The sequence below is a fragment of the Actinoplanes utahensis genome, assembly GCF_016862455.1.
Lineage (GTDB): Bacteria > Actinomycetota > Actinomycetes > Mycobacteriales > Micromonosporaceae > Actinoplanes > Actinoplanes utahensis.
Genome location: NZ_BOMZ01000088.1, coordinates 154,986 through 180,332, shown reverse-complemented (window position 1 = coordinate 180,332; position 25,347 = coordinate 154,986). Strand labels below are relative to the sequence as shown.

27 protein-coding genes are annotated in these 25,347 nt (G+C 71.8%); 14 read left to right on the top strand and 13 right to left on the bottom strand.

Annotation, left to right across the window (positions count from 1 at the left end; all coding sequences use genetic code 11):
* Window positions 1–154: 154 nt before the first annotated feature.
* Window positions 155–1,105 (bottom strand): SDR family NAD(P)-dependent oxidoreductase, encoded by a 951-nt coding sequence (locus tag Aut01nite_RS31385; RefSeq protein ID WP_043525169.1) that lies wholly within the window; start codon window positions 1,103–1,105, stop codon window positions 155–157.
* Window positions 1,106–1,213: 108 nt separating this feature from the next.
* Between Aut01nite_RS31385 and Aut01nite_RS31380 the strand changes: the two genes are divergently transcribed.
* On the top strand, window positions 1,214–1,879 hold the full coding sequence (locus Aut01nite_RS31380; RefSeq protein ID WP_043525328.1) for a TetR/AcrR family transcriptional regulator: 666 nt from the start codon (window positions 1,214–1,216) through the stop codon (window positions 1,877–1,879).
* 66 nt (window positions 1,880–1,945) lie between these two features.
* Here Aut01nite_RS31380 and Aut01nite_RS31375 read toward each other — a convergent pair whose 3' ends face one another.
* The 4 genes from Aut01nite_RS31375 to map form a co-directional block, all read right to left on the bottom strand.
* Window positions 1,946–2,692 carry an anti-sigma factor gene (locus tag Aut01nite_RS31375; protein ID WP_043525171.1) on the bottom strand — a complete coding sequence of 249 codons (747 nt, stop codon included), beginning with the start codon at window positions 2,690–2,692 and terminating at the stop codon, window positions 1,946–1,948.
* A complete protein-coding gene (locus Aut01nite_RS31370; protein ID WP_043525172.1) occupies window positions 2,646–3,224 on the bottom strand; it encodes an RNA polymerase sigma factor in 579 nt (192 codons plus the stop codon). Before Aut01nite_RS31370 ends, Aut01nite_RS31375 begins: the two co-directional genes overlap by 47 nt.
* Window positions 3,225–3,369: 145 nt before the next feature.
* Window positions 3,370–4,056, bottom strand: a complete 687-nt coding sequence (locus tag Aut01nite_RS31365) for a S1 family peptidase (RefSeq protein WP_373871558.1) — start codon at window positions 4,054–4,056, stop codon at window positions 3,370–3,372.
* Between the two features lie 187 nt (window positions 4,057–4,243).
* A complete protein-coding gene (gene map / locus Aut01nite_RS31360) occupies window positions 4,244–5,062 on the bottom strand; it encodes a type I methionyl aminopeptidase (RefSeq protein WP_043525175.1) in 819 nt (272 codons plus the stop codon).
* 75 nt (window positions 5,063–5,137) lie between these two features.
* On the opposite strand from map, the gene Aut01nite_RS31355 reads away from it, so the two are divergent.
* A complete protein-coding gene (locus Aut01nite_RS31355) occupies window positions 5,138–5,404 on the top strand; it encodes a helix-turn-helix domain-containing protein (RefSeq protein WP_043525329.1) in 267 nt (88 codons plus the stop codon).
* Window positions 5,405–5,543: 139 nt separating this feature from the next.
* On the opposite strand, the gene Aut01nite_RS31350 is transcribed toward Aut01nite_RS31355, so the two are convergent.
* Window positions 5,544–6,476 carry a TIGR03619 family F420-dependent LLM class oxidoreductase gene (locus Aut01nite_RS31350; RefSeq protein WP_043525176.1) on the bottom strand — a complete coding sequence of 311 codons (933 nt, stop codon included), beginning with the start codon at window positions 6,474–6,476 and terminating at the stop codon, window positions 5,544–5,546.
* 301 nt (window positions 6,477–6,777) lie between these two features.
* On the opposite strand from Aut01nite_RS31350, the gene Aut01nite_RS31345 reads away from it, so the two are divergent.
* The 7 genes from Aut01nite_RS31345 (at window position 6,778) to Aut01nite_RS31315 (ending at window position 13,408) form a co-directional block, all read left to right on the top strand.
* Entirely contained in the window at window positions 6,778–7,413 is a 636-nt protein-coding gene (locus Aut01nite_RS31345) for a TetR/AcrR family transcriptional regulator (protein WP_043525177.1), read from the top strand.
* Window positions 7,410–7,859 carry an acyl-CoA thioesterase gene (locus Aut01nite_RS31340; RefSeq protein ID WP_043525178.1) on the top strand — a complete coding sequence of 150 codons (450 nt, stop codon included), beginning with the start codon at window positions 7,410–7,412 and terminating at the stop codon, window positions 7,857–7,859. The genes Aut01nite_RS31345 and Aut01nite_RS31340 overlap by 4 nt, the downstream gene beginning before the upstream one ends.
* Window positions 7,860–7,930: 71 nt before the next feature.
* The gene (locus Aut01nite_RS31335) at window positions 7,931–9,136 is read left to right on the top strand and encodes an MFS transporter (protein ID WP_043525179.1); all 1,206 of its coding nucleotides are present in this window, start codon (window positions 7,931–7,933) and stop codon (window positions 9,134–9,136) included.
* A gap of 106 nt (window positions 9,137–9,242) precedes the next feature.
* The gene (locus Aut01nite_RS31330) at window positions 9,243–10,496 is read left to right on the top strand and encodes a S8 family serine peptidase (RefSeq protein ID WP_161790640.1); all 1,254 of its coding nucleotides are present in this window, start codon (window positions 9,243–9,245) and stop codon (window positions 10,494–10,496) included.
* Window positions 10,497–10,569: 73 nt separating this feature from the next.
* Window positions 10,570–10,899, top strand: a complete 330-nt coding sequence (locus tag Aut01nite_RS31325; protein ID WP_043525180.1) for a hypothetical protein — start codon at window positions 10,570–10,572, stop codon at window positions 10,897–10,899.
* On the top strand, window positions 10,896–12,695 hold the full coding sequence (locus Aut01nite_RS31320; RefSeq protein WP_043525331.1) for a thiamine pyrophosphate-requiring protein: 1,800 nt from the start codon (window positions 10,896–10,898) through the stop codon (window positions 12,693–12,695). The genes Aut01nite_RS31325 and Aut01nite_RS31320 overlap by 4 nt, the downstream gene beginning before the upstream one ends.
* Before the next feature lie 14 nt (window positions 12,696–12,709).
* Window positions 12,710–13,408 (top strand): Crp/Fnr family transcriptional regulator, encoded by a 699-nt coding sequence (locus Aut01nite_RS31315; protein WP_052163735.1) that lies wholly within the window; start codon window positions 12,710–12,712, stop codon window positions 13,406–13,408.
* On the opposite strand, the gene Aut01nite_RS31310 is transcribed toward Aut01nite_RS31315, so the two are convergent.
* From Aut01nite_RS31310 to Aut01nite_RS31300, 3 genes are all read right to left on the bottom strand, one after another.
* Window positions 13,383–14,609 carry a hypothetical protein gene (locus Aut01nite_RS31310; protein WP_052163736.1) on the bottom strand — a complete coding sequence of 409 codons (1,227 nt, stop codon included), beginning with the start codon at window positions 14,607–14,609 and terminating at the stop codon, window positions 13,383–13,385. The genes Aut01nite_RS31315 and Aut01nite_RS31310 overlap by 26 nt on opposite strands.
* Before the next feature lie 196 nt (window positions 14,610–14,805).
* The gene (locus tag Aut01nite_RS31305) at window positions 14,806–15,420 is read right to left on the bottom strand and encodes a hypothetical protein (RefSeq protein WP_043525181.1); all 615 of its coding nucleotides are present in this window, start codon (window positions 15,418–15,420) and stop codon (window positions 14,806–14,808) included.
* A gap of 625 nt (window positions 15,421–16,045) precedes the next feature.
* Complete coding sequence (locus tag Aut01nite_RS31300; protein ID WP_052163737.1) at window positions 16,046–16,639, bottom strand: restriction endonuclease; 594 nt, start codon at window positions 16,637–16,639, stop codon at window positions 16,046–16,048.
* A gap of 150 nt (window positions 16,640–16,789) precedes the next feature.
* Between Aut01nite_RS31300 and Aut01nite_RS31295 the strand changes: the two genes are divergently transcribed.
* Both Aut01nite_RS31295 and Aut01nite_RS31290 read left to right on the top strand, forming a co-directional pair.
* On the top strand, window positions 16,790–17,254 hold the full coding sequence (locus Aut01nite_RS31295) for an Asp23/Gls24 family envelope stress response protein (RefSeq protein WP_043525182.1): 465 nt from the start codon (window positions 16,790–16,792) through the stop codon (window positions 17,252–17,254).
* A 200-nt stretch (window positions 17,255–17,454) separates the two neighbouring features.
* Complete coding sequence (locus tag Aut01nite_RS31290; protein WP_043525337.1) at window positions 17,455–18,045, top strand: hypothetical protein; 591 nt, start codon at window positions 17,455–17,457, stop codon at window positions 18,043–18,045.
* A gap of 52 nt (window positions 18,046–18,097) precedes the next feature.
* Here the strand turns inward: Aut01nite_RS31290 and Aut01nite_RS31285 are convergent, their stop codons facing one another.
* The 4 genes from Aut01nite_RS31285 to Aut01nite_RS31270 form a co-directional block, all read right to left on the bottom strand.
* Window positions 18,098–18,754 carry an RDD family protein gene (locus tag Aut01nite_RS31285; protein WP_043525183.1) on the bottom strand — a complete coding sequence of 219 codons (657 nt, stop codon included), beginning with the start codon at window positions 18,752–18,754 and terminating at the stop codon, window positions 18,098–18,100.
* A gap of 11 nt (window positions 18,755–18,765) precedes the next feature.
* Entirely contained in the window at window positions 18,766–19,173 is a 408-nt protein-coding gene (locus Aut01nite_RS31280; RefSeq protein WP_043525184.1) for a DUF2752 domain-containing protein, read from the bottom strand.
* A gap of 175 nt (window positions 19,174–19,348) precedes the next feature.
* A complete protein-coding gene (locus Aut01nite_RS31275; RefSeq protein WP_043525185.1) occupies window positions 19,349–19,747 on the bottom strand; it encodes a hypothetical protein in 399 nt (132 codons plus the stop codon).
* Window positions 19,744–20,382, bottom strand: coding sequence for a DUF4352 domain-containing protein (locus Aut01nite_RS31270; RefSeq protein WP_043525186.1), 639 nt, complete (start codon window positions 20,380–20,382; stop codon window positions 19,744–19,746). Before Aut01nite_RS31270 ends, Aut01nite_RS31275 begins: the two co-directional genes overlap by 4 nt.
* Before the next feature lie 221 nt (window positions 20,383–20,603).
* On the opposite strand from Aut01nite_RS31270, the gene Aut01nite_RS31265 reads away from it, so the two are divergent.
* The 3 genes from Aut01nite_RS31265 to Aut01nite_RS31255 all read left to right on the top strand — a co-directional run bounded on the left by Aut01nite_RS31265 (window position 20,604) and on the right by Aut01nite_RS31255 (window position 25,346).
* Window positions 20,604–22,010: a protein adenylyltransferase SelO gene (locus Aut01nite_RS31265; protein WP_043525187.1), complete on the top strand. Its 1,407-nt coding sequence runs from the start codon at window positions 20,604–20,606 to the stop codon at window positions 22,008–22,010.
* A 130-nt stretch (window positions 22,011–22,140) separates the two neighbouring features.
* Window positions 22,141–23,739, top strand: coding sequence for an N-6 DNA methylase (locus Aut01nite_RS31260; protein WP_043525188.1), 1,599 nt, complete (start codon window positions 22,141–22,143; stop codon window positions 23,737–23,739).
* Window positions 23,740–23,744: 5 nt separating this feature from the next.
* Window positions 23,745–25,346, top strand: coding sequence for a ribonuclease H-like domain-containing protein (locus Aut01nite_RS31255; protein WP_043525189.1), 1,602 nt, complete (start codon window positions 23,745–23,747; stop codon window positions 25,344–25,346).
* Window position 25,347 lies beyond the last annotated feature (1 nt).

The window sequence follows — 25,347 nt, the reverse complement described above, 5'->3', positions numbered from 1 at the left end:
GGAAGCTGGTCGCTACTGGGGGGCTGCAGCGCGCGGCGACAAGAGCTTGTCGCTACTGGTGGGGGTGCGGCGTCGGTACTGGAACTACCGGTGTTGCTGAGGACTCCGTGGGTGGATGCAGCTGGCGAGAAGATGTTCGGTCATGTGGGGCGGGCTACATCGTGGTGGCTGATCCGGTGGGGGACGAGTGGGGTTGCCGGGATTGGAGGATGGGGAACCCGACGCCGGTGAGGGATTCGGAGACGAACCACAGTCGCTGCTGGAGGGTCGCCTCGTACGACTGCGGGCTGGAAGTGACCAGGCGGGGATGGCCCTCGATCTCGAAGCGGCCGCCGGGACCGTAGTACTGGCCGCCGAGCGCGGCGGGGTCGGTGGCGGCTCGCAGGGTGGGGAGAGCGCCCATCGCCGGCGTCTGAGTGATCAGAGGGGCGAGCCAGGTGAGTGGGAGCCGGAGGGCCGCGGGGGAGTTGCGGGTCAGTTCGGTGCTGGACATGCCGGGGTGCGCGGCCAGCGCGACGGTGGTGCCGCGGGTGGCGAGCCGGCGCTGCAGCTCGTACGTGAACATCAGGTTGGCCAGCTTGGACTGGCCGTAGGCGGCGGCCCGGCTGTACGACCGCTCCCACTGCAGGTCGTCGAAGTGGATGGCGGCCCGGATGCGGTGACCGGTGCTGCTGACCGTCACCACGCGGGAGCCGGGCAGCGGCAGCATCAGGTCCAGCAGCAGGCCGGTGAGTGCGAAGTGACCGAGGTGGTTGGTGCCGAACTGCATCTCGAAGCCGTCCCGCGTGACGCGCTTCGGGGTGTACATCACGCCGGCGTTGTTGATCAGCAGGTCGATCCGGTCGAGCCGGGACCGCAGCGCCGCTGCCGCGCTCCGGACCGAGTCGAGTGAGGTCAGGTCCAGCTGCTGCACGGTCACGTCGCCGGTCATCCGGGCCGCCGCCTGCTCGCCCTTCTCGACGTCGCGGACGGCGAGCACCACGGACGCCCCGCGCTCGGCCAGCGCCTTGGCGGTTTCGAACCCCAGCCCGGTATTGGCCCCGGTGACCACTGCCACCCGCCCGCGCTGGTCCGGAATGTTCGCCGTCGTCCACTTCTCGCCCATGTCGGCTCCCCGTCATTTAAGTACCGGCGGTACTTTGATGGGAGTGACGTTAAAGTACCGCCGGTTCGATGTCAACGTACCGCAGGTACTTAAGTTAGGCTGGTGATCGTGACTTTCCAGCGGGCGCGAACCGAGGAGCAGCGGGAGATCCGCAGGCGGGCGATCCTCGACATGGCATCGACGATGCTCGGCGAGATGCCCGTGGCCGCGGTCACTCTCAACGAGCTCAGTCGCCGGGTGGGCCTGGCCAAGCCGAACGTGTTGCGGTACTTCGAGTCCCGCGAGGCGGTTCTGCTGGAACTGCTGGACCGCTTCCTGAGCGAGTGGCTGACCGAGCTCGCGGACGAGCTGGCCGACGGTGTCGGCGCCGATCTGCCCATGACCGAGCGGGCGGCGGCGGTGGCCGGGATCCTCAGCCGGTCACTGTCCGGCCGGGCCGTGCTGTGCGAGCTCTTCGGCTCGCAGGGCAGCGTCCTGGAGCACAACGTGTCCGTCGAGGTCGTGGCCCGTTACAAGCGCGCCTCTCTGGATCACCTGGCCACCATGGCTGCCCTGGTCCGGCAGTACCTGCCGGAGCTGGGCGAGAACGCGACCATGTTCAGTCTGCAGACCGTGGTCATGGCCGGCGCACTGTCGGCTTACAGCACGCCCCCGCCCAGCCTCCAGGCGGCCTACGCGGCCGAGCCCGACCTGGCCCGCTTCCACGCGAGTCTCGAGGACTCCTTGAAGCCGGCCCTGACCGCGACCCTCCTGGGCGTGCTGCCCCGCCGTTGACCCGCAAGGGAACAGCGTGTGGAGTTCGGGGCCGTATGCGGGCTGAACTCCACACGCTCTCGGGGGTCAGGAGGTGAGGGTTCCGCGGAGGAGGCTGCTGCCGGAGTGGGTGCTGTCGCCGTCGTGGGGCTCGTCGCTGATGTCGACCAGGCTGTAGCGGTTCATGTCGGTGCCGGTGGGCACCGGCAGTTCCACGGTCGACCGGTTCGGCAGGTTGCCGATGGACACCATTCTGGTGGGGTTGTCCGGGTCGAGCAGCCACACCTCGTGGAAACCGGTGGTCAGGGGCAGGTTGCGGACGTCGATCCGCATGAAGCCGTCGGACAGCACCTCGACGCTGCCGCTGGCGGACGCGGGAACGGTCGGCAGCGGTGCGAGGGTGGCCTGTGCGGTCACCGTCTCCGTCTCGGTGGGCGGGCGGTCGAGCAGGCCGGTGATCGCGAGAGTCCCGGCGACCGCGACGACGGCGGCGGCCGCGGCGGACAGCACCGGGGCGAGCCAGCGTGGCCGCCGCTGACGGGCCGGCCGGTCGCGCCGGTCGCGCCGGTGCGCCAGGTCGATCACCGGTGCGGTCTCCGCCGTCCGGGCGGCCGAGGCGCTGATGCTCTCCTCGATGGCCTGCCAGACGTGCTCCGGCGGGTTGGGGAGATCACGGAGGTCTCCGCCTTCGGCGCCGAGGTCGGCGACCTCGCGGAGCGCGCTGAGATCGTGCCGGCAGCCGGCGCACTGTGCGAGATGGTCCGACTCGCCGGTGTCCTGTTGTTCTTCAGAGAGCGCGAGTAGGACCAGCCTGTCGGGATCCAAATGCTGCACCGTCCACCTCCCAACGACGTCGCAGGTTCGCCATTCCACGGCGGATATGGCTTTTGACCGTACCGAGCGGGAGCCCGGTGACGGCGGCTATCTGTGGATGGGTGAGATCGTCGAAGAACGCCAGTTCCAGTGTGCGGCGCTGTTCGTCCGGCAACCGGCCCAGCTCGTCGGCGACGACCAGCCGGTCGACGACCCGTTCGGGCGACTCGGGCTCGTCGGCGGGCGTGAGCTGTGCCCGTACCGTCTCGGTGGTCCGCACGTCGCGTTGAGCGGACCGCAAGCGGTCGACGGCCTTGCGCCGGGCGATGCCCAGAAGCCAGCCGAGGACGGTGCCGCGTCCCGGATCGAACGTGTCCCGCCCGGTCCAGGCCGCCACGAACGTCAACTGCGTGACGTCCTCGGCGTCGGCCCGGTTGCCCAGCAACCGCTGGGCGAGGTAGAGCACGGCCGCGCCGTGCCGGTCGTATGCCGTACGCAGCGCTTTCTCGTCGCCGTTGCGTAGACGCTCGGCGAGCTCGTCGTCGGAGCTCAATCGACCTCCCTTCCGCGCAGAGTCTGTTCTGCGGATGTTCGCTCTTCGAGGGCGCCGTGGATGCATTCGCGCCGAAAATAGGCACACGAAAAAAGCCGGGCCGGCGAGAATCTCGCCGGCCCGGCTTCCGAGGTGTGCGGACGGATCAGGCGGGCAGGCCGCCGACCTGGGTGTTCACCCAGGCGCGGATGGACGGCAGGTCGCCGTAGATGGACGGGGCGGTGGCGCAGACCGAGCTGTTGTTGCCGGCGCGGCTGGTCACGCCGATCAGCGCCCAGCGGCCGCTGACCTGGCGCACCTGCGGGCCGCCGGAGTCGCCGTAGCAGGCGCCCGCGTTGCCGTTGGTGTTGTTGGTGCAGATCTCGTACGCGGCGTCGATGCCGGAGCAGCGGCTGTCGGCGACGATCGACGTGTTGAGCTCGTTGGCGATGCGCGGGGCCGAGCCGCAGCCACGGGTCGGGCAGGTCTGACCCCAGCCGATGATGCGGGTCGCGGTGCCGACAGCCCCCGAGGCGGTCGGGATCGGGGCGGGGGCGTACGTGACCGACGACGCCAGTTCGAGGAGCTTGACGTCGATCCGCGGGTGGTTGACGGCGCGGCGGACGGACACGACGGTGCCGCCGCTGGAGCGGTCGGTGCTGCCCACCCGTACCGAAGCGGGGGTCGGGCAGTGTTTGGCGGTGACCGCCCAGTTGGCCTTGATGAGGGAGCCGGTGCAGCCGGACACGTAGACCATGAACGAGTAGTTCTGGCTGGCCGGGGTGCCGCCGACGACGTACGTGCCGGGGCCGGGGTCGGGCGGGGCCGCGGAGGCGGCGGCGGGGGCGAACATGCCGGTGACGGCTACCGCGGCGGCGAGCAGGAGCTTGGCTGGGGTACGCATGGGGACGTCCTTCTGCCTTCGGGGAACGGGCGTTTACCTGTGCCCGAAGGTAGCGAGGAAGTGATGTACATCGATACATCTCAGCGGGTCACTCTGATGGGGGTGATGACCGGATGCCGATGGCCCGGTGCGGCCCTTACGACATCCGGCTCTCGGCGGCCGGCTGCCCGGCCTCGCCGGACTCCTCGCCGGGGCGGCGGGTCAGCACCCGCGGGCCGGACTCGGTGATCGCGACGGTGTGCTCGGAGTGGGCGGTACGGGAGCCGTCCGCCGAGCGGATCGTCCAGCCGTCCTCATCGAACCTGATCTTGTCGGTGCTCCGGCAGAACCACGGCTCGATCGCGATCGTCAGGCCGGGCTGCAAGCGCATCCCCCGGCGGGCGCGGCCGTCGTTGGGCAGGTGCGGGCCCTCGTGCATGGTGCGACCCAGGCCGTGGCCGCCGAACTCGAGGTTGACGCCGTACCCGTAGTGGCGGGCGACCGCGCCGATCGCGGCCGAGATGTCGCCGAGGTGGCCGCCGGGTCGGGCCGCGTCGATGCCCGCCTCCAGGGCGACCTCGGTGGCCTCGATCAGCTTCAGGTCCTCCGGGTCGGGGGCGCCGACGATGACCGAGACCGCGGAGTCGGCGACCCAGCCGTCGATCCCGACCGCCATGTCCAGGCTGAGCAGATCGCCCTCGCGCAGCACGTAGTCGTGCGGCAGCCCGTGCAGCACCGCGTCGTTCACCGACAGGCAGAGCACGTTACGGAACGGGCCGCGGCCGAACGAGGGCGCGTAGTCCCAGTAGCAGGACTCGGCGCCGCGCTCCTTGATCCGGCCCCGGGCGTGGTGCTCGAGGTCCATCAGGTTGACGCCGACCGCGGCGGACGCGCTCAGCTCGGCCAGCAACTCGCCGACGAACCGGCCGGTCACCGCCATGCGGTCGATCTCTCCGGGCGACTTGAGCTCGATCACGACAACCTCCCCTTACGGATGCGGTATTTTTATACCATGCCCGGGTCGGTCACCATCGCCGACTATCCTGCGGACATGGTTCGCCAACCACTGACCGCCGAACAGATCGCCGCCGGCCGGCGCCTCGGGGCCGCACTGCGCGTCGCCCGGGCCGGCCGCAGCCTCGTCGAGGTCGCGGCGGCGGCCGGCATCTCCCCCGAGACCCTCCGCAAGATCGAAGGCGGGCGGCTGCCCGCGCCCGCCTTCGGCACCGTCGTCTGCCTCAGCGAGGCCCTCGACATCCCGCTCAGCGAGCTCGCCGAGGTGTGGCTCGCCGACACCCACATCCGGCAGGCTTCCTGACGGCTCTCAGCCGGCCGCCGCTCGGCGACCTCGACCGCCCCCCACGACGCCCGGCTGGCCCGCGCCGCCCGCGACAGGCTCCTCGCCCGGCCGGGTGCGGGGTACGGGCGCGGATAGCGGTCGAAACCCGCACACCTCGTCAGACGCCTGCCGCGCGCACCGTCTCGTAGAACTCGCCGGACCGGTCGATCAGCTCGGTCACGTCCTTCACCGCGGCCGGCAACGTGAGGTAGACGTGGTCGGCGCCCGCCTCGGCCAGCGCCGCCACGTCCTCGGCCAGCTGGGCGACGTTCCCCGCGTACGGCGGCCGGGGCTGCGCCGTCGACTCGGTCAGATCCAGGGTGGCGATCTGCACCGTGCAGCCGATGGTCGCCGGGTCCCTGCCGTACTCCTCGGCCAGCCGCTTCACCAGCGCCAGCTTCTCCGCGACCTGCTCCGGCGTCGCGCCGCTGGCCACCCAGCCGTCGGCCCGCCGGGCGACCCGGGCCAGGGCCTTGTCACTGGCAGCGCCCAGCAGCACCGGGATCCGCCGTGCCGGCTTCGGCCCGATGTCCGCGGCGTCCGCCCGGAACCGCCCGGTGGCGAAACTGACCGGGTTCGGTCCCCAGACCGCCTCCGCGATGTCCAGGAAGTCGTCGAGCGCCCGTCCCCGCTCGGTGATCGGCACCGCGCCACCCGCCGCGAACTCGTCGATCGACCACCCCGACCCGAGTCCCGCGATCAGCCGCCCGCCACTGGCCGCGTCCAGCGTCGCCAGCTGTTTCGCCAGCCGCACCGGCACGTGCAACGGCACCACGAGAACCCCGGCGCCCAGCTCGATCCGCTCGGTCACCGCCGCCGCCATCGACAGCGTGACCAGCGCGTCGGTCACCCCGCGGTAGAGGTCCGGCCAGGGCAGGCCCGGCACGTTGTAGAGCCCGTGCGGGCCGCTCTGGTCCTCGGGTACGAGCAGTCGCTCGAACGCCCACAGACTGTCGAACCCGATCTCCTCCAGGGCCCGCGCCGCAGCGACCACATCCACGCCGGGCGTGAACTGCTGGAACTGGGGCAGGCTGACACCAAGCTTCACCATGCCCCCACCATTCCACATGAGACGGTGCGGTGAGCCTGTCCAGTTCCGGTCAGACCCTTCCCTGGTACGCCCGTCGCAGCGATCAGAGCGGTGCGCCGCAGGAGCCGCGGACTCACGGACATCAAACCGCGGAGAGGCACCCGACGGCGCTCGTCGGCGTCCGGCCGGTGCGCTTCGAAGCGCCGGGCTGGAACACTCGGGATCTCGGCGAGGGCCTTGAGGGCGGTGATCCCGGGTGGCGCGGGCTGCCTGTGACCGGACTTATATTTACGAACGGTCGGTCGTTTTGTAGGTTCTCGGTATGACCCAGGACGGCAGGCTGATCCGCGGCGAGCGGACCCGCAGCGCGGTGCTCGAGCAGGCACTGCTGCTGGCCACCGTCGCCGGCCTGGACGGCCTGTCGCTCAGCCAGGTCGCCGACGCGCTCGGCGTCAGCAAATCCGGCTTGTTCGCGCACTGGCGTTCCAAGGAGGCGCTCCAGCTCGCCGTCGTCGACCAGGCCCGCGCCCAGTGGACCGACCGGGTCGTCCGCCTGGCCCGCGCCGCGCCCGCCGGGGTGCGCCGCCTGTGGGCCGTGCACGACAGCCGCCTCGCCTTCTACGAGGCGAAGGTGCTGCCCGGCGGCTGCTTCTTCGCCAACGCCCACTTCGAGTTCAACGCCCGCCCCGGCGTCATCCGGGACCGGCTCGCCGCCGAGCTCGCCGACTGGATGGCGTTCCTCACCGGGCTCGCCGCCGAGGCCGTCGAGCTCGGTGAGCTGCGCGCCGACGTCAGTCCCGGCGGGCTCGCCTACCTCACCGAGTCCCTCGGTGTCTGCGCCGTGATGCAGGCGCCCGTGCTCGGCGCCGAGACCACCTGCGGCCAGGCCCGCCGTGCCCTGCACGAGCACCTGCGCGCCGTCGCCACCGACCCGACCATCCTCCCGGAGCTGACATGACAAGCGTTCTGACCCATGGCGACCTGGCCTTCGGCGACGTCGTGCACACCGCCGTCCACTTCGACGACCTCGACGCCATGGGCATCCTGCACAACTCGCGCTACGCGGTGCTCGTCGAGCGCGCGGTCAGCAAGTGGTGGGCCGACCGGGGCATCTCGTTCGCCGGCGGGCAACCGACCTCACCCGACGCGTTCAACGCCGTCCGGGAGTACGCGATCACCTTCCACCGGCCGGTGAGCAGCGTCGGTGACATCGCCGTGCACTTCTGGCTCGAGAAGCTCGGTACCACCAGCGCCGACTACCGGTTCCGGGTCACCTCGCTCGACGGCGGCGCGGTCTACGCCGAGGGCCGCCGGGTCAACATCCGCCTCGACCCGGCCACCATGCGCCCGGCCCCGTGGACCGACCACGCCCGCGGCATCGCCGCCGCCCTCGTCAAGCCCTGACGTCGGGCCTGCGAGACTGACGTCCGTCGCTGGATCGCGGGGGTTCGGCGCCGGACGGCGGAGGTACGGGCGTGACCCAGCGGTCGCGGCAGGTCCTGCTCATCACCGCGGCGATGATCGACGCGCTGGGCAGCGGCGTGTGGGTGCCGTTCAGCCTGATCTTCTTCACCCGCGGTCAGGGCGTCCCGCTGACCACGGCCGGGACCGCGCTGACCGTCGGCGCGCTCGCCGGGCTGGTCGTCGGCTACCGCAGCGGGCACCTGGTGGACCGGCGCGGGGCCGGGTTCGCCGCAGTGCTCAGCAACGTGCTGCGGACCGGCTCGTACTGCCTCTATCCGCTCGTGCACTCGACCTGGCAGCTGATGCTGGTGGTCTGCGTGACCGCGGCCGCCGACCGGATGTACTGGACCGCCAACGCCCCGATGATCGGCACCCTGTTCCGGGGCCGGCAGCTGGACCGTTTCCTCAGCCTGGCCGCCGTGGCCCGGGTGCTCGGCCTCGGCGCGGGGGCGGGCCTCGCCGGATTCCTCGCCGGCACCGCGACCGGCCTGCGGTCCCTCGCGGTGCTCAACGGCCTGTCGTTCGCGGTCGCCGCCATCCTGATCACGCTGGCCCTCGGCCGGCTGATGTTCCGGGTCCCCGCCCCGGCGCCGGGGCGGGCCGAGGCCGCCGTCTCCGTCTGGCGGGACCGTCCCTACCTGGTGCTCTGCGGCATCCAGGTGCTGTACGTGCTGGCCGGCTCCACCTTCGTGCTGATCCTGCCGGTCGTCGTCCTGGACGTGATGGACGGCCCGCTCTGGCTGCCGGGCGCCGCCATCGTCGCCGGCAACCTGGTCCTCGCCCTCGCGCAGGCCCCGGTGCTGCGCTGGGTCGGGCGGGTGCCGCGGGCCCGGTTCCTGATCCTCGCGGTCTTCTTCTACGCGGCCGGGCTCCTGCTCATGACACCGGCCGCCGGGATCGGCCCGGACCTGGTCGTCCCGGTGGTGCTGGCCGCCGCCGTGCTCGGCGCCGTCGGTGAGGCGTTCTGCTTCCCGCTGATGATCGCCGCCGCCGACGAGGTCGCCCCGGACGGGCAGAAAGGCCGGTACAGCGGCCTGTTCCAGACCGCGTGGGGCCTCGCCGACGTGTGCGGGCCGCTGCTGTACACGACACTGCTGGCGGTCAGCAACGCGCTGCTGTGGGGCACCGTCGCGGTCGTCGTGCTGACGGCGCTGCCGGCCGTCCTCTGGCTGCGGCACCGGCTCCCCGCCCGGGTCCTCGCCGAAGCGGCGGCTTAGGCCTTATCCGGTGGATCACCTGGACCCCGCCTCGCACTTGGGTGATCCACCGGATAAGCCCTGGGCTCGTCGCGGAATGTGGACGGCGGCTCGTATCATCCTCGCCATGTCGAACCACCCCCGCCGGCGGCGGGGTCTCCGCAACCGCGTGCTCGCGGCCTGCGCGGCGCTCGCCGTCACGGTCGCCGCCGCCCCGCCGGCAGCCGCGGCCGAGCCCGTCAGCCAGCGACAATGGTTCCTCGCGGCGGTCAAGGCCCGCACCGCGCACAAGATCACCAAGGGCACCGGGGTGATCGTCGCGGTGATCGGCAGTGGCGTCGACTCCGGACATCCCGACCTGGCCGGGGCGGTGCTGCCGGGCATGGGCTTCGGAGGTGCGGCGAGCCGCACCGGGCGTACCGATCCGGACGGCACCGGCACCCGCGCCGCCGGGATCATCGCGGCCCGCGGTGGCGCCGAGCAGGCTCTCGGCATCGCCCCCCGGGCGCGGATCCTGCCGGTGGCGGTCGGTGCGGCGGGCACGGCCTCGCTGGCCCAGCCGATCCGCTGGGCCGTCGACCACGGCGCCAAGGTCATCAGCATCACGGTCCCGGGGCGGCAGCCCTCCACGGGTTCGGCCGGGCCGGTCAGCGGGCCGCAGGTGCCCGCGGAGGAGGCCGCGGCGATCGCCTACGCCCTGGCCAAGGATGTCATCGTGGTCACCGGCGCGGACCGGGCCGGCGAGCCGGCCCGGATCCCCGGTGTCATCGCGGTCTCCGGGATCACCCGGGCGGGCGCGTTCTGGACCGCTTCCGCGAGCGGCCCCCAGGTCGCGCTGGCCGCCCCGGCCGAAGGCGTCCTGAGCACCACGGCCCGCCAGGTCGACGCCGGGGGCTACTCCACCGCGACCTCGGCCGCCAACGCGACAGCGATCGTGAGCGGCGTCGCGGCCCTGCTCCGGGCCAAGTTCCCGCGGATGAGGGCGGCCGACATCGGCAACCGGCTGCTGCGCACCGCGACCGACCGGGGCGCCGCCGGCCGCGACGACCTCTACGGCTTCGGCGTGGTCGACGCGGAGCGTGCCCTGACCGCCCGGGTCCCCGCCGTCGCGGCCACCCCGGCCGTCCCGACGCCGGCGCCGGACGCGGCCGCCGCCCCGCCCGGCGGCGATGCCGCCACGGGCACCGGCCTGCTGGACACCCCCTGGGGACGATTCGGCCTGGTCCTCGCGATCGGCGCCGTCCTGCTGTCGGTCCTGGCCGGCGGGGTGCTCCTGGTGGCCCGCGCGTCCGTCCGCCGCTCGCCACCATGGCCGCCCGCCCCGCAGCAGCCCGGCCCGGTCGCCGGCCGCCCACCCACCGGCCCGGCCGGCGACTGGTGACCGGGATCCGGGACTCTTCATCGAGCGCCGCCGCGCCGGATTAGATCTTCGTTCCGGGGGCAATCTTGGAAAGGTGAACTGGCTCGAATTCGCCCTCCTGCACGTCGACGAGCCGGTCACCGTCCGGGTCGAGGCGCCCGGCCGGCGGCCGGTCCCGGTCGGCCCGTGCGTGATCGCCCACCACCACGGCACCACCACCGTGCTGTGCCCACCCGACACGGTCGCCCCGCCCGGCACCCGGATCACCCTGCCGGCCGGCGACACCGTGGAGACGCTCACCGTCGTCACCACCGTCCACCTGTCGGCCCACGGCACCCGGCTGCCCGCCCACCAGCAACTCGACGTCGCCCGCGGAACCGTGTCCCCCGGCGTGTGCCGGCCCACCGCCAGGTCGATCCGGTGAGCACCGTCGCCGACGTCGTCGTGGAACGCCTCACCGCGTGGGGTGTGGACCGGGTCTTCGGCTATTCCGGCGACGGCATCGACCCGGTGCTCGGGGCGCTGCGACGGGCCGGGAAGCCCGCGTTCGTGCAGGCCCGGCACGAGGAGGCGGCCGCGTTCATGGCGGTCGGGCACGCCAAGTACACCGGTGGCGTCGGTGTCTGCCTGTCCACTCAGGGGCCGGGTGCCGTGCACCTGCTCAACGGCCTCTACGACGCCCGGCTCGACTCCCAGCCGGTGGTCGCGATCGTCGGGCAGCAGGTGTCCAGTGTGCTCGGCAGCGCGTACCAGCAGGAGATCGACCTGGTCCGGCTCTTCGGCGACGTGTGCGCGCAGTTCGTGCAGGCCGCGTCCACACCCGAGCAGGTGCCGATGCTGCTCGACCGGGCCTTCCGGGCCGCGGTCGCCACCCGCAGCCCCACCTGCGTGATCCTGCCGCACGACGTGCAGGCCGCGGACGCGCCCGACCCGCACGCGCAGGAGCACGGGGTCCTGGTGACCACTCCGGGGCTGCGGCCCGCCCGGGTGCTGCCGCGCGACGAGGATCTGCGCGAGGCCGCCGCGCTGCTCACGGCGGGCGAGCGGGTCGCGATCATGGTGGGGCAGGGGGCGTACGGCGCGGCGCCCGAGATCCGTGAGCTGGCCGAACGGCTCGGAGCCGGAGTGACGGCGTCACTGCTCGGCAAGCCGGTGCTCGACGAGAACCTGCCGTACCACACCGGTGTGATGGGGCACCTCGGCACGACCGCCAGCGACCGGCTGCTCCGTGACTGCGACACGCTGCTGCTGATCGGGACGAACGATCCCTGGACCGAGTTCTACCCGAGACCGGGGCAGGCGCGGGCCGTGCAGATCGACATCGACGGGCGGCGGCTCGGCGGGCGGTACCCGGTGGAGGTGCCGCTGCTCGGGGACGCGGCGGAGACCGTACGCAAGCTCCTCGATCTCGTGCCGTCGCCGGTCGCGGAGAAGCCGTGGGCCGGTCGTGTCCGGGAGTGGACGGCGCGCTGGAACGCGATCGCCGAGTCCCGCGCGCAGGCCGCCGCCGACCCCGTGAACCCGCAGCTCGTGGTCCGCTCCCTGAACCCACGCCTGCCGGCGGACGCGCGGGTGGCGGTGGACGTCGGCTCGGTCGTCTACTGGTACGCCCGGCACCTGCGGCTGCCCGCCGGAGTCCCGGCGCACCTGTCCAGCACGCTCGCGTCGATGGGGTGCGGGCTGCCGTACGGGCTGGCCGCGAAACTGGCCGCCCCGGACCGCCCGGTCGTGGTGCTCACCGGCGACGGCGCCATGCAGATGAGCGGCCTGGCCGAACTCGTCACCGTCGCCGCCCGCTGGCGGGACTGGACCGACCCGCGTTTCGTGATCTGCGTGCTCGACAACCGCGACCTGGCCGAGGTGACCTGGGAACAGCGGGAGACCGAGGGCGAACCCCGGTTCGCGGACTCCCAGGATCTGCCGGACGTGCCGTACGCGAAGTACGCCGAGCTGCTCGGACTGCGCGGCATCCGGGTCGTCTCCGCGGACCGGCTCGGCGACGCCTGGGACACGGCGCTGGCCGCCGACCGACCCACCGTGATCCAGGTGGCCGTCGACCCGTCGATCCCGCTGTTGCCGCCGGGCCGGACCTACGAGCAGATCAAGGGCATGTACGAGGGGCTCGCCGCGGAGGGCGCCTCCCGGGCCGAGACCCACCTGCGGCGCGAACGGGCCGACGAGGGATTCGACGACCCAGGGTTGCCCCCGGCGCATCGATGAAGTTCCAATGAGGTGTGATTCGTGAGGGCGAGCCCGCCTGGGCACCGGGATCCTTCCTGACCCGGCTCAGCATCGGCGAGCGGGAGGAGTTCCTGACTCTCGGCACCACCCGGCGGATACCCGGCGGCCGGCACCTGCTGATCGAGGGCCGGCAGGACACCCAGGTCGAGGTGATCCGGCAGGGCCACGTCAAGATCACCACCTCGGTCGGCGGCACGTCCCGGCTGCTCGCCATCCGGCTGCCCGGCGACCTCGTCGGCGAACTCGCCGCCCTCACCGGCAACGGCCGCATCGCCACCGTCACCACCTGCGGCGACGTGGTCGCCACGGTGATCCGGCAGGCCGAGTTCCTGCACTTCGTCGGCCGGCACCCGCACGTCGCCGCGCAGATCACCGCCACCGTCGGGCGGCGGCTGCGCTGGGCCAACGAACGGCGCTCGGAGTTCTCCGCGTTCCCCGTGCACGTACGCCTCGGCCGGGTGCTCCTGGAGATCGCCACCAGCTGCGGCGACGCCGTCGGTGACGGCGTGCTGATCCGGGTCGAGCTCAGCCAGACCGAACTCGCCTCCCTCGTCGGCGCCCGCGAGGACACCGTCCAGCGGGCCCTGCGCGACCTGCGGCGCGACGGTCTGGTCCGCACCGGTTATCGCCGGATCACCGTCCTCGACGCGGCCGGTCTGCGCGCCCTCACCGAGAAGGCGGAGTGGCTGTGAACACCGCCGGGCCCAGGTAGAGCCAGCCGCGTTCCACGAACCCCTTCTCCGGCAGGTCCACGGTCATCTCCCGGAAATCCTCGGCCGGCGGTTGTACGCCCGGCACGATCACATCCCGGTACAGCACGTCCGGCAGCCCCAGCACGTACGTCGCCGCCGGGTTGTCCCCGATCGCCGCCCGCAACGGCGGACTGTCCAGCAGCCGGTGCACGGCGATCGCCGCCGCGCCGACCCAGCCGTTCGGCGCCTCCTTCACCAGCCCCCGGTGCAGCGCCACCCGCAACCGCATCGCCTCGGCCGCGGCCCGCCCGCGATCCCGCTCGGCGAGCCGCTCACCGAGCTCCCGCAACAGCACCGGAATTACCGCCGACTCGTCGATCCCGACCGGCAGCACGGTGAACTGGCCGTCCCCGGCCGGCTGCGGGCGGACCCGGCCGTCCCCGATACCCGCCGCCCGCCGCGCATCCCCGAGGATCCGCACCAGGTCGTGCTGCAGGACCTCGGTCTCGGCGTTCCCGCGGCGGCTGTAACCGACCACGTCCGCGGCCATGCACAACCGCACCGCCGCGGCGTTCTCGGCGACCGGCCGCAACGGCTCGGTGAACGGCACCCCGGTCACCTCACCGGCCCCGGCCACCTGCACCGACAACGACCCGGACACCTCGGTCGCGTCCGCCGGGATCTCCAACAGGGCATGCATGGCGTACGCCCGGGGGAGCGCGCCGCGGCGGTCCTCGTACCCCCAGCCGAACGTGGCACTCTGCGCCCCCGTCGTCCACACCCGGGGCCCGCCCCGTCGCATCGCCAGGCGCCGCAGCAGCCCCGGCCGTGCCACCGCGGCCGTCCGCGCCGCCACCGCCGACCCCGGGCCCGACGGCACCAGCCCGAACGAATCCCCATCCGCGTCCAGCCGGACCGCCCGGCAACCGGGGCCGGTCAGCGCCACCTCGAAGCGCGCACCGGTAGACCCCCGCACCGGATCCAGGTCGAACGCGAACAGGGCGCCGACATAGCGGTGGCCCATCGCGGTGCGCCCCCGCAGCGGCGTGGGCAGGTCCTCCGGCGGAACCGGGTAGATCAGCGGATGGCCGCACCGCACCCCGCCGGGCCCGCCGTCCCCGTCCTCGCCGCGGCCCTCGCCGCCGGTCCAGGCGTGATGCCCCAGAACCTCGTCGCCGGTCAGCTCGTCATCGCTCCACATAGCCACCCCCCGGCCGCCGATTCTCTCGATGTCCGTCGATCGACTCAAACCCCGTCCGTCCCGCATCGCCTCCCCCGTTCGGCGGTACGCCCCTCCAGCGCCCGCGGGGCGTAACACGACGAGACGCCTCCGGCAGGTTGCCGGAGGCGTCTCGGACATCTCTTCGGTTGGTCGTGCATCTTCCCGAAAGGGAACGTCAGCGCCGGGCGAGCACCGGGTTGCGAACCTGGTGCTCGACCATCTTGGTGGCCAGGCGCAACACCTCCGCCTGCCGCCCCTCCGGGCTGAAGTCCTTGCCGGGCTTGGACTCGGCGACGTGCTTCTCCGCCCGCTCGACCAGCCGCAGCAGGTCGGTCACCGCGCCGGGGTGCATCCGGCACAGGTGAACCGCGATCCGCAGCCGCCGGTCCGGAACGCCGACCAGGTACTCCGGCATCCCCGCCTTCCAGGCGAGCGGATGCACCAGGTAGCCGGCGGGCAGGTTGCCCGGCCCGCCCATCGGCTCCAGGATCTGCAGCGCGTCCAGTTTCAACGGTGGCGACTGCACACCGGTGAACGCCAGCCCGAGCACCGCCAGCGTCACCACGACGACGATCGCCAGGATCGGATTACCGCTTCCCGCCGCCAGGACGACCCCGAAGGCGATGAGGACCAGAGCTCCACCGGTGAGTGTCCCGGTGCTGCCGGTGGTGTCGCACGCGTCCCGCCTCGCCTCGTCGACGTACTTGTTGATCACGCTGTCCAGGAGCGGGTTCTCCGGTTTCCACCGGTCCACCCGCACCGGAATGGCGCGTTCGGGTTGTTTGCTCATAGGGGGATATCGGGACCTTCCCGCTCGTCCGTGTGCGGAAATCCGGAGCACGCGACCGGCCCTGTGGGCCGACGTTCTCCGGCAGTGCCGCGAGAATCGGCATCCCCCCACCCGACCTGAGATCAAATCCTCCGCCGCTTCCCCGCGGCCCGCCTCCTACCTGCGACTCGCCGTCCTTCCTCCGTCCTGCCCTTGCTTCGCCCCGTCCCTCCTTCGCCCTGCCCTCACTTCGTTCTGTGCATGACGGAAGCCCGCCGCCCGTCGTCCGGGCAGCGGGCTTCGCACCGATGGATCAGGAGAGCGGCGCGCCGTACTCCCGGGCGGTCCCGGGTGCCGCCGTCGCTAGCCCGCGCCGGGCACGCTCGGCCCGCACCGCGCCGGAACAGCCGCACCGCATAGACGATCTCCTTCTACGCCTTTCACCCCTTCCACGCCTTCCACGCGAGATCTAGTGAGTTTCGGGCGAACCGATTCACCACGACCTCGCACGATCGACGACCGGCGGGCAAGCGATTGGCCAGCAGGGTCAGCAGTGGAACCAGCCGGACGGAACCCGGTGGCGGGCAAGCCCGCTGAGTGCCCGCCATCCGATGTGCCGGAGGTCGGGCGGGGGCGGTGTGGCAGGTCAGGGCAGGGGTGGGACGCCGGTGGTGACCCAGCGGGCCAGGGCGGTGCGGTCGACGAGGGTGATGTGGCAGCGGCGGGCGACGTCGCGGGCCTGCCGGGTGGGGTGGCCGGTGGTGACGAGCAGGGCCACGTCGGCGCCGTGGATGGTGCGGGCGGTGCCGGCGAAGCGCTGCACGTGCGGGCTGCCGAGAGGGCCGGTGTAGCGCTTGCACTGGACGACGATCCGGCGGCCGTCGGGTGCCCGGCCGGTGACGTCGGCGCCCATGTCGCCGGAGCCGCCCGAGACCCGCACGCCGCGGCAGCCGCCGGCACGCATCAGGCGGGCGATGAAGAACTCGAACTCCGTGCCGCTCATGCCGTCGGTGACCGAGATGTGCCGCTCGTGCTCGGCGAGACGGCGATCGGCGGCGGCGCGCAGATGGAACCAGGCCGCGCCGGTGGCGATCAGGGTGCCGGTGATCGCCGCGGCGATGCCGGGATGCTCGCGGACCGCCTCGACCAGCAGTGACAGGGCGAGGAAAGCGCCTGCCAGGGCTGCGAAGGCGGCGCCCGGACTGATCGTCCTGCCGCGGCGTCTGCGTCGTCTCGCCACCGGATCGCCTTCCTCTGTGGAGTCGCCCGCATACGCAATGTAGAGGAGGGGTCCGACAAGAATTCGTGGCGCGATCTCGTGAGTGGAGCCGAGGCGGCGCACTAGTAGGCTCGGGCCCGGTTTTGATCAAGCGCAGCCAGAGGGACGGATATGAGTGACGAGGCCGAGTTCCACGCGGACCGTACGCAGGAGATCTTCCTGCCGGCCGTGGCTCCGGCCGTGCCGCCGCAGCACGGTGGCGCCGAGGTGATCGAGGTCGCGGCCTTCCGCGGCCAGACGAAGTTCGAGCGCGAGGTGATCGAGAAGGTCGCGTCGGCCGCCGCTCGTTCGGTCCCCGGCGTCGTGGAACTCGGCGGGGACGTGGCCCGCTTCTTCAACTCGGTGCTCGACAAGATCGGCTTGGACAAGGTCGGCGACGCCACCCGCGGGGTGTGGGCGAAGGTCGACGGCACCGACGTGGAGATCACCGTGATCCTGGTGATCTCGGCGGGTGAGGTGGTCGCCGACGTGACCGCAGCGGTCCGGACGGCCGTCATCCAGGCCGTGGAGCGTTACGGCCTGCACGTCAGCGACTGCACGGTCAAGGTCGACGACATCCGCCTTCAGGACCACTGACGGGGAGCCTTCAGGACCACTGACGGGGAGCCTTCGGGAGCGCTGACGGGGAGCCTTCGGGAGCGCTGACGAGAGAGCCTTCAGATCCACTGACGGGGAGCCTTCGGGAGCGCTGACCGGGAGCGCGAAAAGGGGAAGAGCGGACGGGGCCGGAAGATGCCGGTAACGTGCGGTTCGACGGCGACCTCACGGGAGGCATGATGATCACCGTGCCTGCGGGAAGCAGCCTGACCCTGCGCTGCCCCGATACGCAGGGCATCGTCCTGGTCTCGCTCGCCGAGGTGACGGCCCCGTTCATCAGCGAGTTGCCACCGATACCGGTGCTGAGTCTGGACGGGCCCGGCGTACGGCGGATCGGGGTCCTGGAGCTCGTCACCGGCTCCGGTGTGACCTGGGTCGAAGCGGAACTGCGCAACGACCAGTTGACCGTGATCGGTGACGCCCCGACCGACGTGGTGCAGCGCCGCTCGGCGGCCCGGCGGCCCGGCAGCTATCCGGCGGTCGGCACCGCGCAGATCGAGAACATCGACGGCCGTCACCTGGTCGCGGTGCGGGGCCGGGTGGAGGACATCTCCACGGCCGGCCTGCTGCTGCGGGCCACGACCGGCGACAACGTGCCGTCCCTGCCGTACGGGATCGAGCGCACCATGCTGCACGTGACCATGCCGTGGGGTGAGATGACGGCCGCCGTCACCACCGTCGACCAGCGCGCCGACCTGCTCCGGGGCACTTTCGAGTGGGTCGAGCCGAACGGCGCCGAGGAGCTCGCCCGGTTCTGCGCCGGCCGATGAAAAAGAGAACCCTGCCGGGCGCGTACGCCGGCAGGGTTCTCGAGGGTGTGGGTCAGCGAACCACGATGGTGGTCATGATCTTGTCGGCGAAGGTCTGCTTCTTGGCGTCCCAGAGCGGGAACAGGTAACCGACGTAGCAGGAGATCTGGTCGAGGAAGTGGGCGAGGTCGCGCACGAACGCGCTGCCGCCACCGATCGGCTGGCCGGTCTGCTCGCTGATCAGCTTGATGCCCAGCGCCTTGCGGCCCCACGACTGGCCGGTCTTGCCGGCGAGGTACCAGCGGTTGTAGCCGCTGGCCACGATGGCGACCAGGAAGAACAGCGGGTAGAAGAAGTTGATCTCGCCGGTCGTGAAGTCCATGCCGAGAACGACGGCGAGGAGGGCGAACGGGAGGACGACGAGGCCGTCGATCAGGTAGGCGCCGACGCGCGCGCCCCAGCTGGCGTAGTCCGTGCCGGCCTGGCCGTACGAACCCTGGTGGGCGTAGGCGGGCTGGCCGTAGCCGGCCTGCTTCTGACCGTACTGCTCCTGGCCGTACGGCTGCTGCTGGCCGTACTGCTCCTGGCCGTACGACTGCGGCTGCTGGCCGTACTGCTGCGGCTGACCGTACTGCGGCTGGCCGTACGGCTGCTGCGGCTGCTGCGGCTGGCCGTACGGCTGCTGCGGCTGCTGCTGGCCGTACGGGTCACCGGCGGGCGGGTAGCTCATTCTTCGTTCCTTCAATAGGGGAGGCTCGGTTCGAGCCGGTGCAGTTGGAAAATCCAGCTCGCGGCGGCGAGCAGTCCAGCGATCCAGCCGGCCCGGCGGCGTCCCACCGGCGACCACGGTCGTGGCGGCCGGAGCACACCCGAGGCACGCAGTGCGACGAGTGGGCCCACGGCGACGGTGAACGCGGCCAGGCCGAAGATCAGAGGATTGGCGTGGAAGGCTTCGCCGAACTCACCACGCACCAGCGCGACAGCAGCGGTCGTCAGGCCGCAACCGGGACACGGCACACCCGTCACCGTCCGCAGCGGGCATGGCAGGCCCACTCCGGTGGCGTCGACGAGGGCCGGCCACACCGCGGCCGCGACCGCGACCAGCGATCCGAAACCGCCGATCCGCTCGGGCACGGAGAACTCACGCAACGAAACACCTTCTGATCAGGAAAACCCGGAGAGCATACGGGTGCGAGCCCTGATCAGGCGACCCCTAATCCGATCGATTGACGCCTTTCCGTCTGAACCGAGATCCACGTCTCACCGGCCGGGACCGGCCACGCGACCTCCCCACGGCGTACGCGGTCGGTATGGGCGGTTTCGGTCAGCTGTTCAGCCGTTGCCGCGCGACCCGCAGGCAGGCGCGCATGGTCTCCTCCGGCACCCGCATCGCCGCGGCCATCACCGGCACCGCCTCGACGCGCCCGTCGTTGTCGATCTTGTCGTAGATCTCCAGCAGACCCTGGTGGAACCGGTCGGCGGTCAACTCGGCGAACCGGTTCTCCGCGTACTGCCGCACCATCGTCCGGAACCCGTCGACGAGCGGCATGCGCAGGAACTCGGCGGTCAGCAGAGCGAGCCGCTGCCCGGCGACCCGCAGCGTCCCCGGCCCGATGTCGGCCGCTTCGACGACGACCCGGTCCGGCCCGCCGTCGGCATCCGGGTCCGCCCACTCCGCGATGACCGTCACGTCCGGCCCACGGTGCTCGAGGCGCGTGGTCACTTGAGGTTCACCGTGACACCGCCGGAGAACATCGAGTCGCGCAGCTCGAGGGAGGCGAGCCTCGCGCCCTTCGGGATGTCGAAGACCAGCTTGCCCTTCACCGTGTTGCCCGGGTTGACCTCCTCGAACAGCACCTGCTGATCCTCGTTGGCGTAGAGCGCCGCGGTGGAGTCCACCGAATACTCCACCCGCGCGGCGTCGAAGCCCTTCTGCACCGAGTCGAGGAACGTCTGCGGCTCCTTGCCGATGTTCTTGACCTGCACGTCGATCAGGCAGAACTGGCCCTGCGCCTTCTCGTTCAGGTAGGCGTCGCCGACCTTGGCGACCCCGCACTTCACCTTGCTCACGGTGAACTCGAACCTGCCGTCCCGGGCGGGCTGGTTCAGGCCCGGCGTGGTGTCCGCCGGCACCGGGGCGTTCTCGGTCTTCTCCCCGGCGGGCTCCTTCGTGGCGGCGCCGGTGGCCGCCGTGGTCGCCTCGGGCGTGGCGCTGTCGGTGCCGCTGTCGTCACCGAAGGCCAGCGCGCCGCCGCAGCAGAGCAGCACCATCGCCACGGCCCCACCGGCGATCCACGGCCACTTCGACTTCTTCGCCGGCGGCGGCACGGGCACGGCGGGGTTCTGCGCATAGGTCATGAGATCTACTCCGAGTCAGAGGCGAGTACACGGAAGATCCGTGCTGTCGTGGTCGTCAATCTACGAACAGTGCGGCGAGAATGTCAACGGAAGAATTTGATGATCGATCGTCCCGACTCGACTGCGCTGGGTCGCGTGTGGCGGCGACCGCGGTCGGCGGATCTCATGGACGGCCCCCGCGGACCGGGCGGGACGGCGTGGGGCGACGTACCGTTGGTCCGGTGAGTGATGCGCCTGTGCTCGGTACCCGATTTGCTGATGAGCTGCCGGAGATGGGGGTTTCCTGGCAGGCGGCGGAGCCGCCGAAGCCGGAACTGCTCGTTCTCAACGAACCGCTCGCCGTCGAGCTCGGCCTCGATGTGGAGTGGCTGCGCAGCGCGGCGGGGATCCGGTTCCTCGCCGGGGTCGACGTGCCCGACGGGGCCAAACCGGTCGCGCAGGCCTACGCCGGCCACCAGTTCGGGGGCTATTCGCCGCGGCTCGGGGACGGGCGGGCGCTGCTGCTCGGTGAGATCGGCGGGCGGGATCTGCACCTCAAGGGTTCGGGGCGGACGCCGTTCGCGCGGGGTGGGGACGGGCTCGCGGCGGTCGGGCCGATGCTGCGGGAGTACGTGGTCAGTGAAGCCATGCACGCGCTCGGGATTCCGACGACGCGGTCGCTCGCGGTGATCGGCACGGGGAAGAGCATTCTCCGGGAGAACCTCGCGCCCGGCGCGGTTCTGGTGCGGGTCGCGGCGAGTCACCTGCGGGTGGGGAGTTTCCAGTACGCGCGGGCCACCGGTGACGCCGACCTGCTGCGGCGGCTCGCCGACCACGCCGTCGACCGGCACTACCCGGACGTTCCACCGCCCGGGGACGGCGATCGCCATCTGCGGTTCTTCGAGGGGGTCGTCGAGCGGCAGGCTGATCTGATCGCGCGGTGGATGCTCGCCGGGTTCGTTCACGGGGTGATGAACACCGACAACATGACGATCTCGGGGGAGACGATCGACTACGGGCCGTGCGCTTTCATGGAGGCGTTCGATCCGGCGACCGTGTTCAGTTCGATCGATGAGGGCGGGCGGTACGCGTACGGCAATCAGCCCGCGATCGCGCAGTGGAATCTGGCCCGGCTCGCTGAGGCGCTGCTTCCGCTCTTCGACGACGATCAGGAACGGGCGATCGAGAAGGCGACCACGGCGCTGGGCGGTTTCCGGGGCCGTTATGCCGCGGCCACGGTCGCCGGTTTCCGCGGGAAGCTGGGGCTGATCGGGACGGCCGACGACGCCGCCGTCACGGCGCTCGTCGAGGATCTGCTCGGCCTGCTCAGAGCCGAGGGCAGCGATTTCACCTCGTTCTTCCGGACACTGTCCCGGGGCGGTGCGGACGGCGCTTTCGCGGACTGGGCGAAACGGTGGCGCGATCTCGACCCGGACACCGCCGCGATGGACCGGGTCAATCCGTTCTACATTCCCCGCAATCACCTGGTGGAGGAGGCTCTCGCCGCGGCCACGGAAGGTGATCTCGCCCCGTTGCACGCGCTTCTCGATGCGATCGCCGATCCGTTCACCGAGCGCCCCGGCCTGGCCCGCTTCGCGGAGCAGGCCCCGCCCGACTTCGGCACTTACCGCACCTTCTGCGGCACCTGATCAACCCGTCTCCCGGTACGCCGTAGAGGAGCCACCGTGGAGAACGGCGTACCGGGAAACGGGTCCATTGGCAGTGTCAACCGCTCGTAGCAGTGTTGATTCGCTGGTCACGGCGTGTAGGGTCGAGGCCGTGACGGCTCCCACCTCAGGTAACGACGGCAGGTTGATCTCCGCTGCGGAGGTGGCGCGCCTGGCCGGCGTGACACGTGCCGCGGTGTCCAACTGGCGGCGCCGTCACCCGGACTTCCCGGAGCCGGTCGGGGGCGGGCGCAACGCCCTGTTCGCCCTCTCCGAGATCACCGACTGGCTGGACCGGCAGCGGAAGAACACCGACGTCTCCGACGAGGTGCTCGTCTGGCAGGAGTTGCGGGCGCTGTACGGCGAGGACATGGTAAGCGGTGTGGCCGAGATCGCGGCCCTGCTCACCACCGGCGAGGAGGGCCGTCTCGACGAGGCGTCCCGGTTACGCCTGCGCGGCATGGCCGAGCAGACGTCGGCGCGGCAGGTGGTCACCGATTTCACCGATCGGCTCGTCGCCTCCGGGACGGCGATGACCGGGGCGCGGCTCGCCGAGGAGGTCGCCCGTTGCGCCGGGGACGTCAGCGGAACGGTCTTCGACCCGGCGGCCGGCGCCGGCACCCTGCTGCTGGCGTGCGCCGCGGCCGCCGGTGGGTCCGGCAAGTCCGGGGCGGTCCGGCTGGCCGGCCAGGACGGCAGCCCGGCGGCGGTGGCGCTCGCGTCGGCCCGGGGGCGACTGGCCGGCGCCGACATGGAGATGCGGCTCGGCGACTCCTTCCAGGAGGACGCGTGGCCGGACCTGCGGGCCGACCTGGTCGTCTGTGATCCGCCGGTCGGGCTCACCGACTGGGGCCGGGACAGTCTGCTCCTCGATCGCCGCTGGGAATTCGGCATCCCCACCAAGGCGGAGAGTGAACTCGCCTGGCTGCAACATTGTTATGCGCACACCGCCCCGGGTGGCCGGGTGATATTCGTGATGCCGCCGTCGGTCGCCTATCGCCGGGCCGGTAAACGTATCCGTGCCGAAATGCTGCGCGCCGGAATCGTCGAGCACATCGTCGCCCTGCCGCCGGGAATGGTGGCGTCGCATCCGCAGCCGGTGCATCTGTGGATTCTGCGGCGTCTCGCCGAGGGGCAGCGGGCCGCGCCGACGGTCCGGATGACCGACCGCACCGGCGGCGAGCAGGTCGTGGACGTCCCGGTGATCGACCTGCTGGACGAGACCGTCGACCTGACCCCGGCGGCCCACATGCCCGCGACCCGCGTCGACCTGGCCGAGCACTATGCCGAGGTCAGGCAGCATATCCAGGAGACGGCCCGGCGGATCGCCGGGCTGCTGCCGGAGTTGCCGGCCGGCCCCGGATCGATCGAGGGCGGCACGTTGCGGGTCGCCGATCTCGCGCGGGCCGGTCTGGTCGACGTCGGGGACACGGTCACCTCGGCCAGCGATCAGCTCGACACCGATTATCTCCGCGGGTTTCTGCACGGTCCGTCGAATTCGTCGCGGAACACCAGCAGCAGCGGGACGCATCGCGTGGATGTGCGGGGTTCCAGGATTCCGCAGATGGACATCGATCAACAGCGCCGATACGGCGCCGCTTTCCGTGATCTCGACAAGGCCGAGGAATTGGTGCGCGAACTCGCTGAGGAGACTCTGGAATTGATCTCCCGGGCGCGGGACGGGCTCACCTCCGGCACGCTTCGCCCCTGACGTCGTTGCGACCGATCCTGCTGAGCGGTTACGCGGCGAAATCCTGCGCGCGAGCCGTCCACAACGCCTACGACGAGACGATTCCCCGTCCGGACGGCCCGGTGCCCGCCGAGCTGCGGGCGCTGTTCGACACCGGCGTCGCCTTCGAGGCCGCCGTGTTCGACCGGTGGGCGGCTCTCGCCGTACCCGGATATGTCGATCTTCGTGATCTCGACGGTGACAAGCGGACGCACATCGGGGCGACGCTCGGCGCGATGCGGGCCGGCGCGGCGGTCATCGTCGGCGGCCGGCTGCCCGACGACCACGCCGGCGGGCGCACCGGCAAGCCGGACATCCTGCTGCACGACGGTGTTCGCGGTTATCACCCGGCCGACGTCAAGGCGCACCACGTGCTCGACCGCCGGTACGACGACGCCCCGGCCAGCAGTCTGCGGGCACCGGCGTACCGGGACGCGGTCCGCCTGCCGGACGGCGGCGCCCGGCACCGCGAGGAGGACCTGCTCCAGCTGGCGCACTACTGGCGCATGCTGGAGGCGTGCGGCCATCAGGCGGCCGAGCCGCGCGGTGCGATCTGTGGCGACGACCGGCCCGGCGATCCGCTGCTGGTGTGGTACGACCTGGCCACCCCCGCCTTCCGCACCTACTCCCGCACCAGCGGGGTGGCGACCCGCAGCGCCCTGGAGCGCTACGACCACGAGCACGGGTTCCGCCTGCGGGTCGCCGACGTGGCGCGCCGGGGCGGGGAGCCGCTCGTCGCGCCGGTCGGGCAGGAGGAGTGCGCGACCTGCCGGTGGGCGCCGGTGTGCGTGGCCACTCTGCCCGGCGACGACCTGAGCGGGGCTCTGCGCGGGGCTCTGGGCGTACGGGAACATCTCGCTCTGCGCGCTGTCGGTGTGCGGACCGTGACCGATCTGGCGGACAGCGACCCGGCGTCCCTCCTCGCCGGATCCTACGGGCTCGCGGTCACGCATCTGCGCAACCGCGCGTTCCGGCTGCGCAAGGCGGTGATCGCCGCGGGCCTCGCCCGGGACGGGCTGGTGATGCGCCGCACGGCACGGGTCGAGATCCCGCGCGCCGACGTCGAGGTCGACATCGACGTCGAGTGGGGCGCCGACGGGCTGGTCTACCTGTGGGGTGTGCTGGCCGGGGACGTGTACACGCCGTTCTTCGACCCGGGTGTCGCCGACGCCGCCGCCGAGGAACGCCTGGCCCGGCGCTGCCTGGACCATCTCGCCGGGCTCGCCCGGGACACCGCCGGCCGTGGGCTGAGCCTGCGGGTGTTCCACTACGCGCCGCCGGAGCCGCGGCACGCCCTGCGGTTCGCGCCGCTGCCGGCCGGGGACGCGCATCCGCATGCCTGGGTGGATCTGTTGCCGCTGGTGCGGGGCGCGGTCGACTCCCGGGCGGGGCACGGGCTCAAGGCGGTGGCCGTGCACGGGCCCGGGCACGAGTGGCGCGACGCCGACCCCGGTGGCCTCCAGTCGCAGCAGTGGCACGGCGCGGCCCGGGACGGTGACGTCGCGGCGGCGGGGCGGCTGCTCGAATACAACGAGGACGACGTGCGGGCGACCAGGGCGATCCGGGAGTGGCTGCGCGCGGCCGACTGAG

Coding starts and splice junctions, on each gene's coding strand:
- Aut01nite_RS31270 (WP_043525186.1), bottom strand. CDS start 20,382: ATGACCTATGCGCAGAACCCCGCCGTGCCCGTGCCGCCGCCGGCGAAG.
- Aut01nite_RS31340 (WP_043525178.1), top strand. CDS start 7,410: ATGACAAGCGTTCTGACCCATGGCGACCTGGCCTTCGGCGACGTCGTG.
- Aut01nite_RS31345 (WP_043525177.1), top strand. CDS start 6,778: ATGACCCAGGACGGCAGGCTGATCCGCGGCGAGCGGACCCGCAGCGCG.
- Aut01nite_RS31365 (WP_373871558.1), bottom strand. CDS start 4,056: ATGTTCGCCCCCGCCGCCGCCTCCGCGGCCCCGCCCGACCCCGGCCCC.
- Aut01nite_RS31285 (WP_043525183.1), bottom strand. CDS start 18,754: ATGAGCTACCCGCCCGCCGGTGACCCGTACGGCCAGCAGCAGCCGCAG.
- Aut01nite_RS31305 (WP_043525181.1), bottom strand. CDS start 15,420: ATGAGCAAACAACCCGAACGCGCCATTCCGGTGCGGGTGGACCGGTGG.
- Aut01nite_RS31295 (WP_043525182.1), top strand. CDS start 16,790: ATGAGTGACGAGGCCGAGTTCCACGCGGACCGTACGCAGGAGATCTTC.
- Aut01nite_RS31350 (WP_043525176.1), bottom strand. CDS start 6,476: ATGGTGAAGCTTGGTGTCAGCCTGCCCCAGTTCCAGCAGTTCACGCCC.
- Aut01nite_RS31385 (WP_043525169.1), bottom strand. CDS start 1,105: ATGGGCGAGAAGTGGACGACGGCGAACATTCCGGACCAGCGCGGGCGG.
- Aut01nite_RS31355 (WP_043525329.1), top strand. CDS start 5,138: ATGGTTCGCCAACCACTGACCGCCGAACAGATCGCCGCCGGCCGGCGC.
- Aut01nite_RS31290 (WP_043525337.1), top strand. CDS start 17,455: ATGATCACCGTGCCTGCGGGAAGCAGCCTGACCCTGCGCTGCCCCGAT.
- Aut01nite_RS31310 (WP_052163736.1), bottom strand. CDS start 14,609: ATGTGGAGCGATGACGAGCTGACCGGCGACGAGGTTCTGGGGCATCAC.
- Aut01nite_RS31330 (WP_161790640.1), top strand. CDS start 9,243: ATGTCGAACCACCCCCGCCGGCGGCGGGGTCTCCGCAACCGCGTGCTC.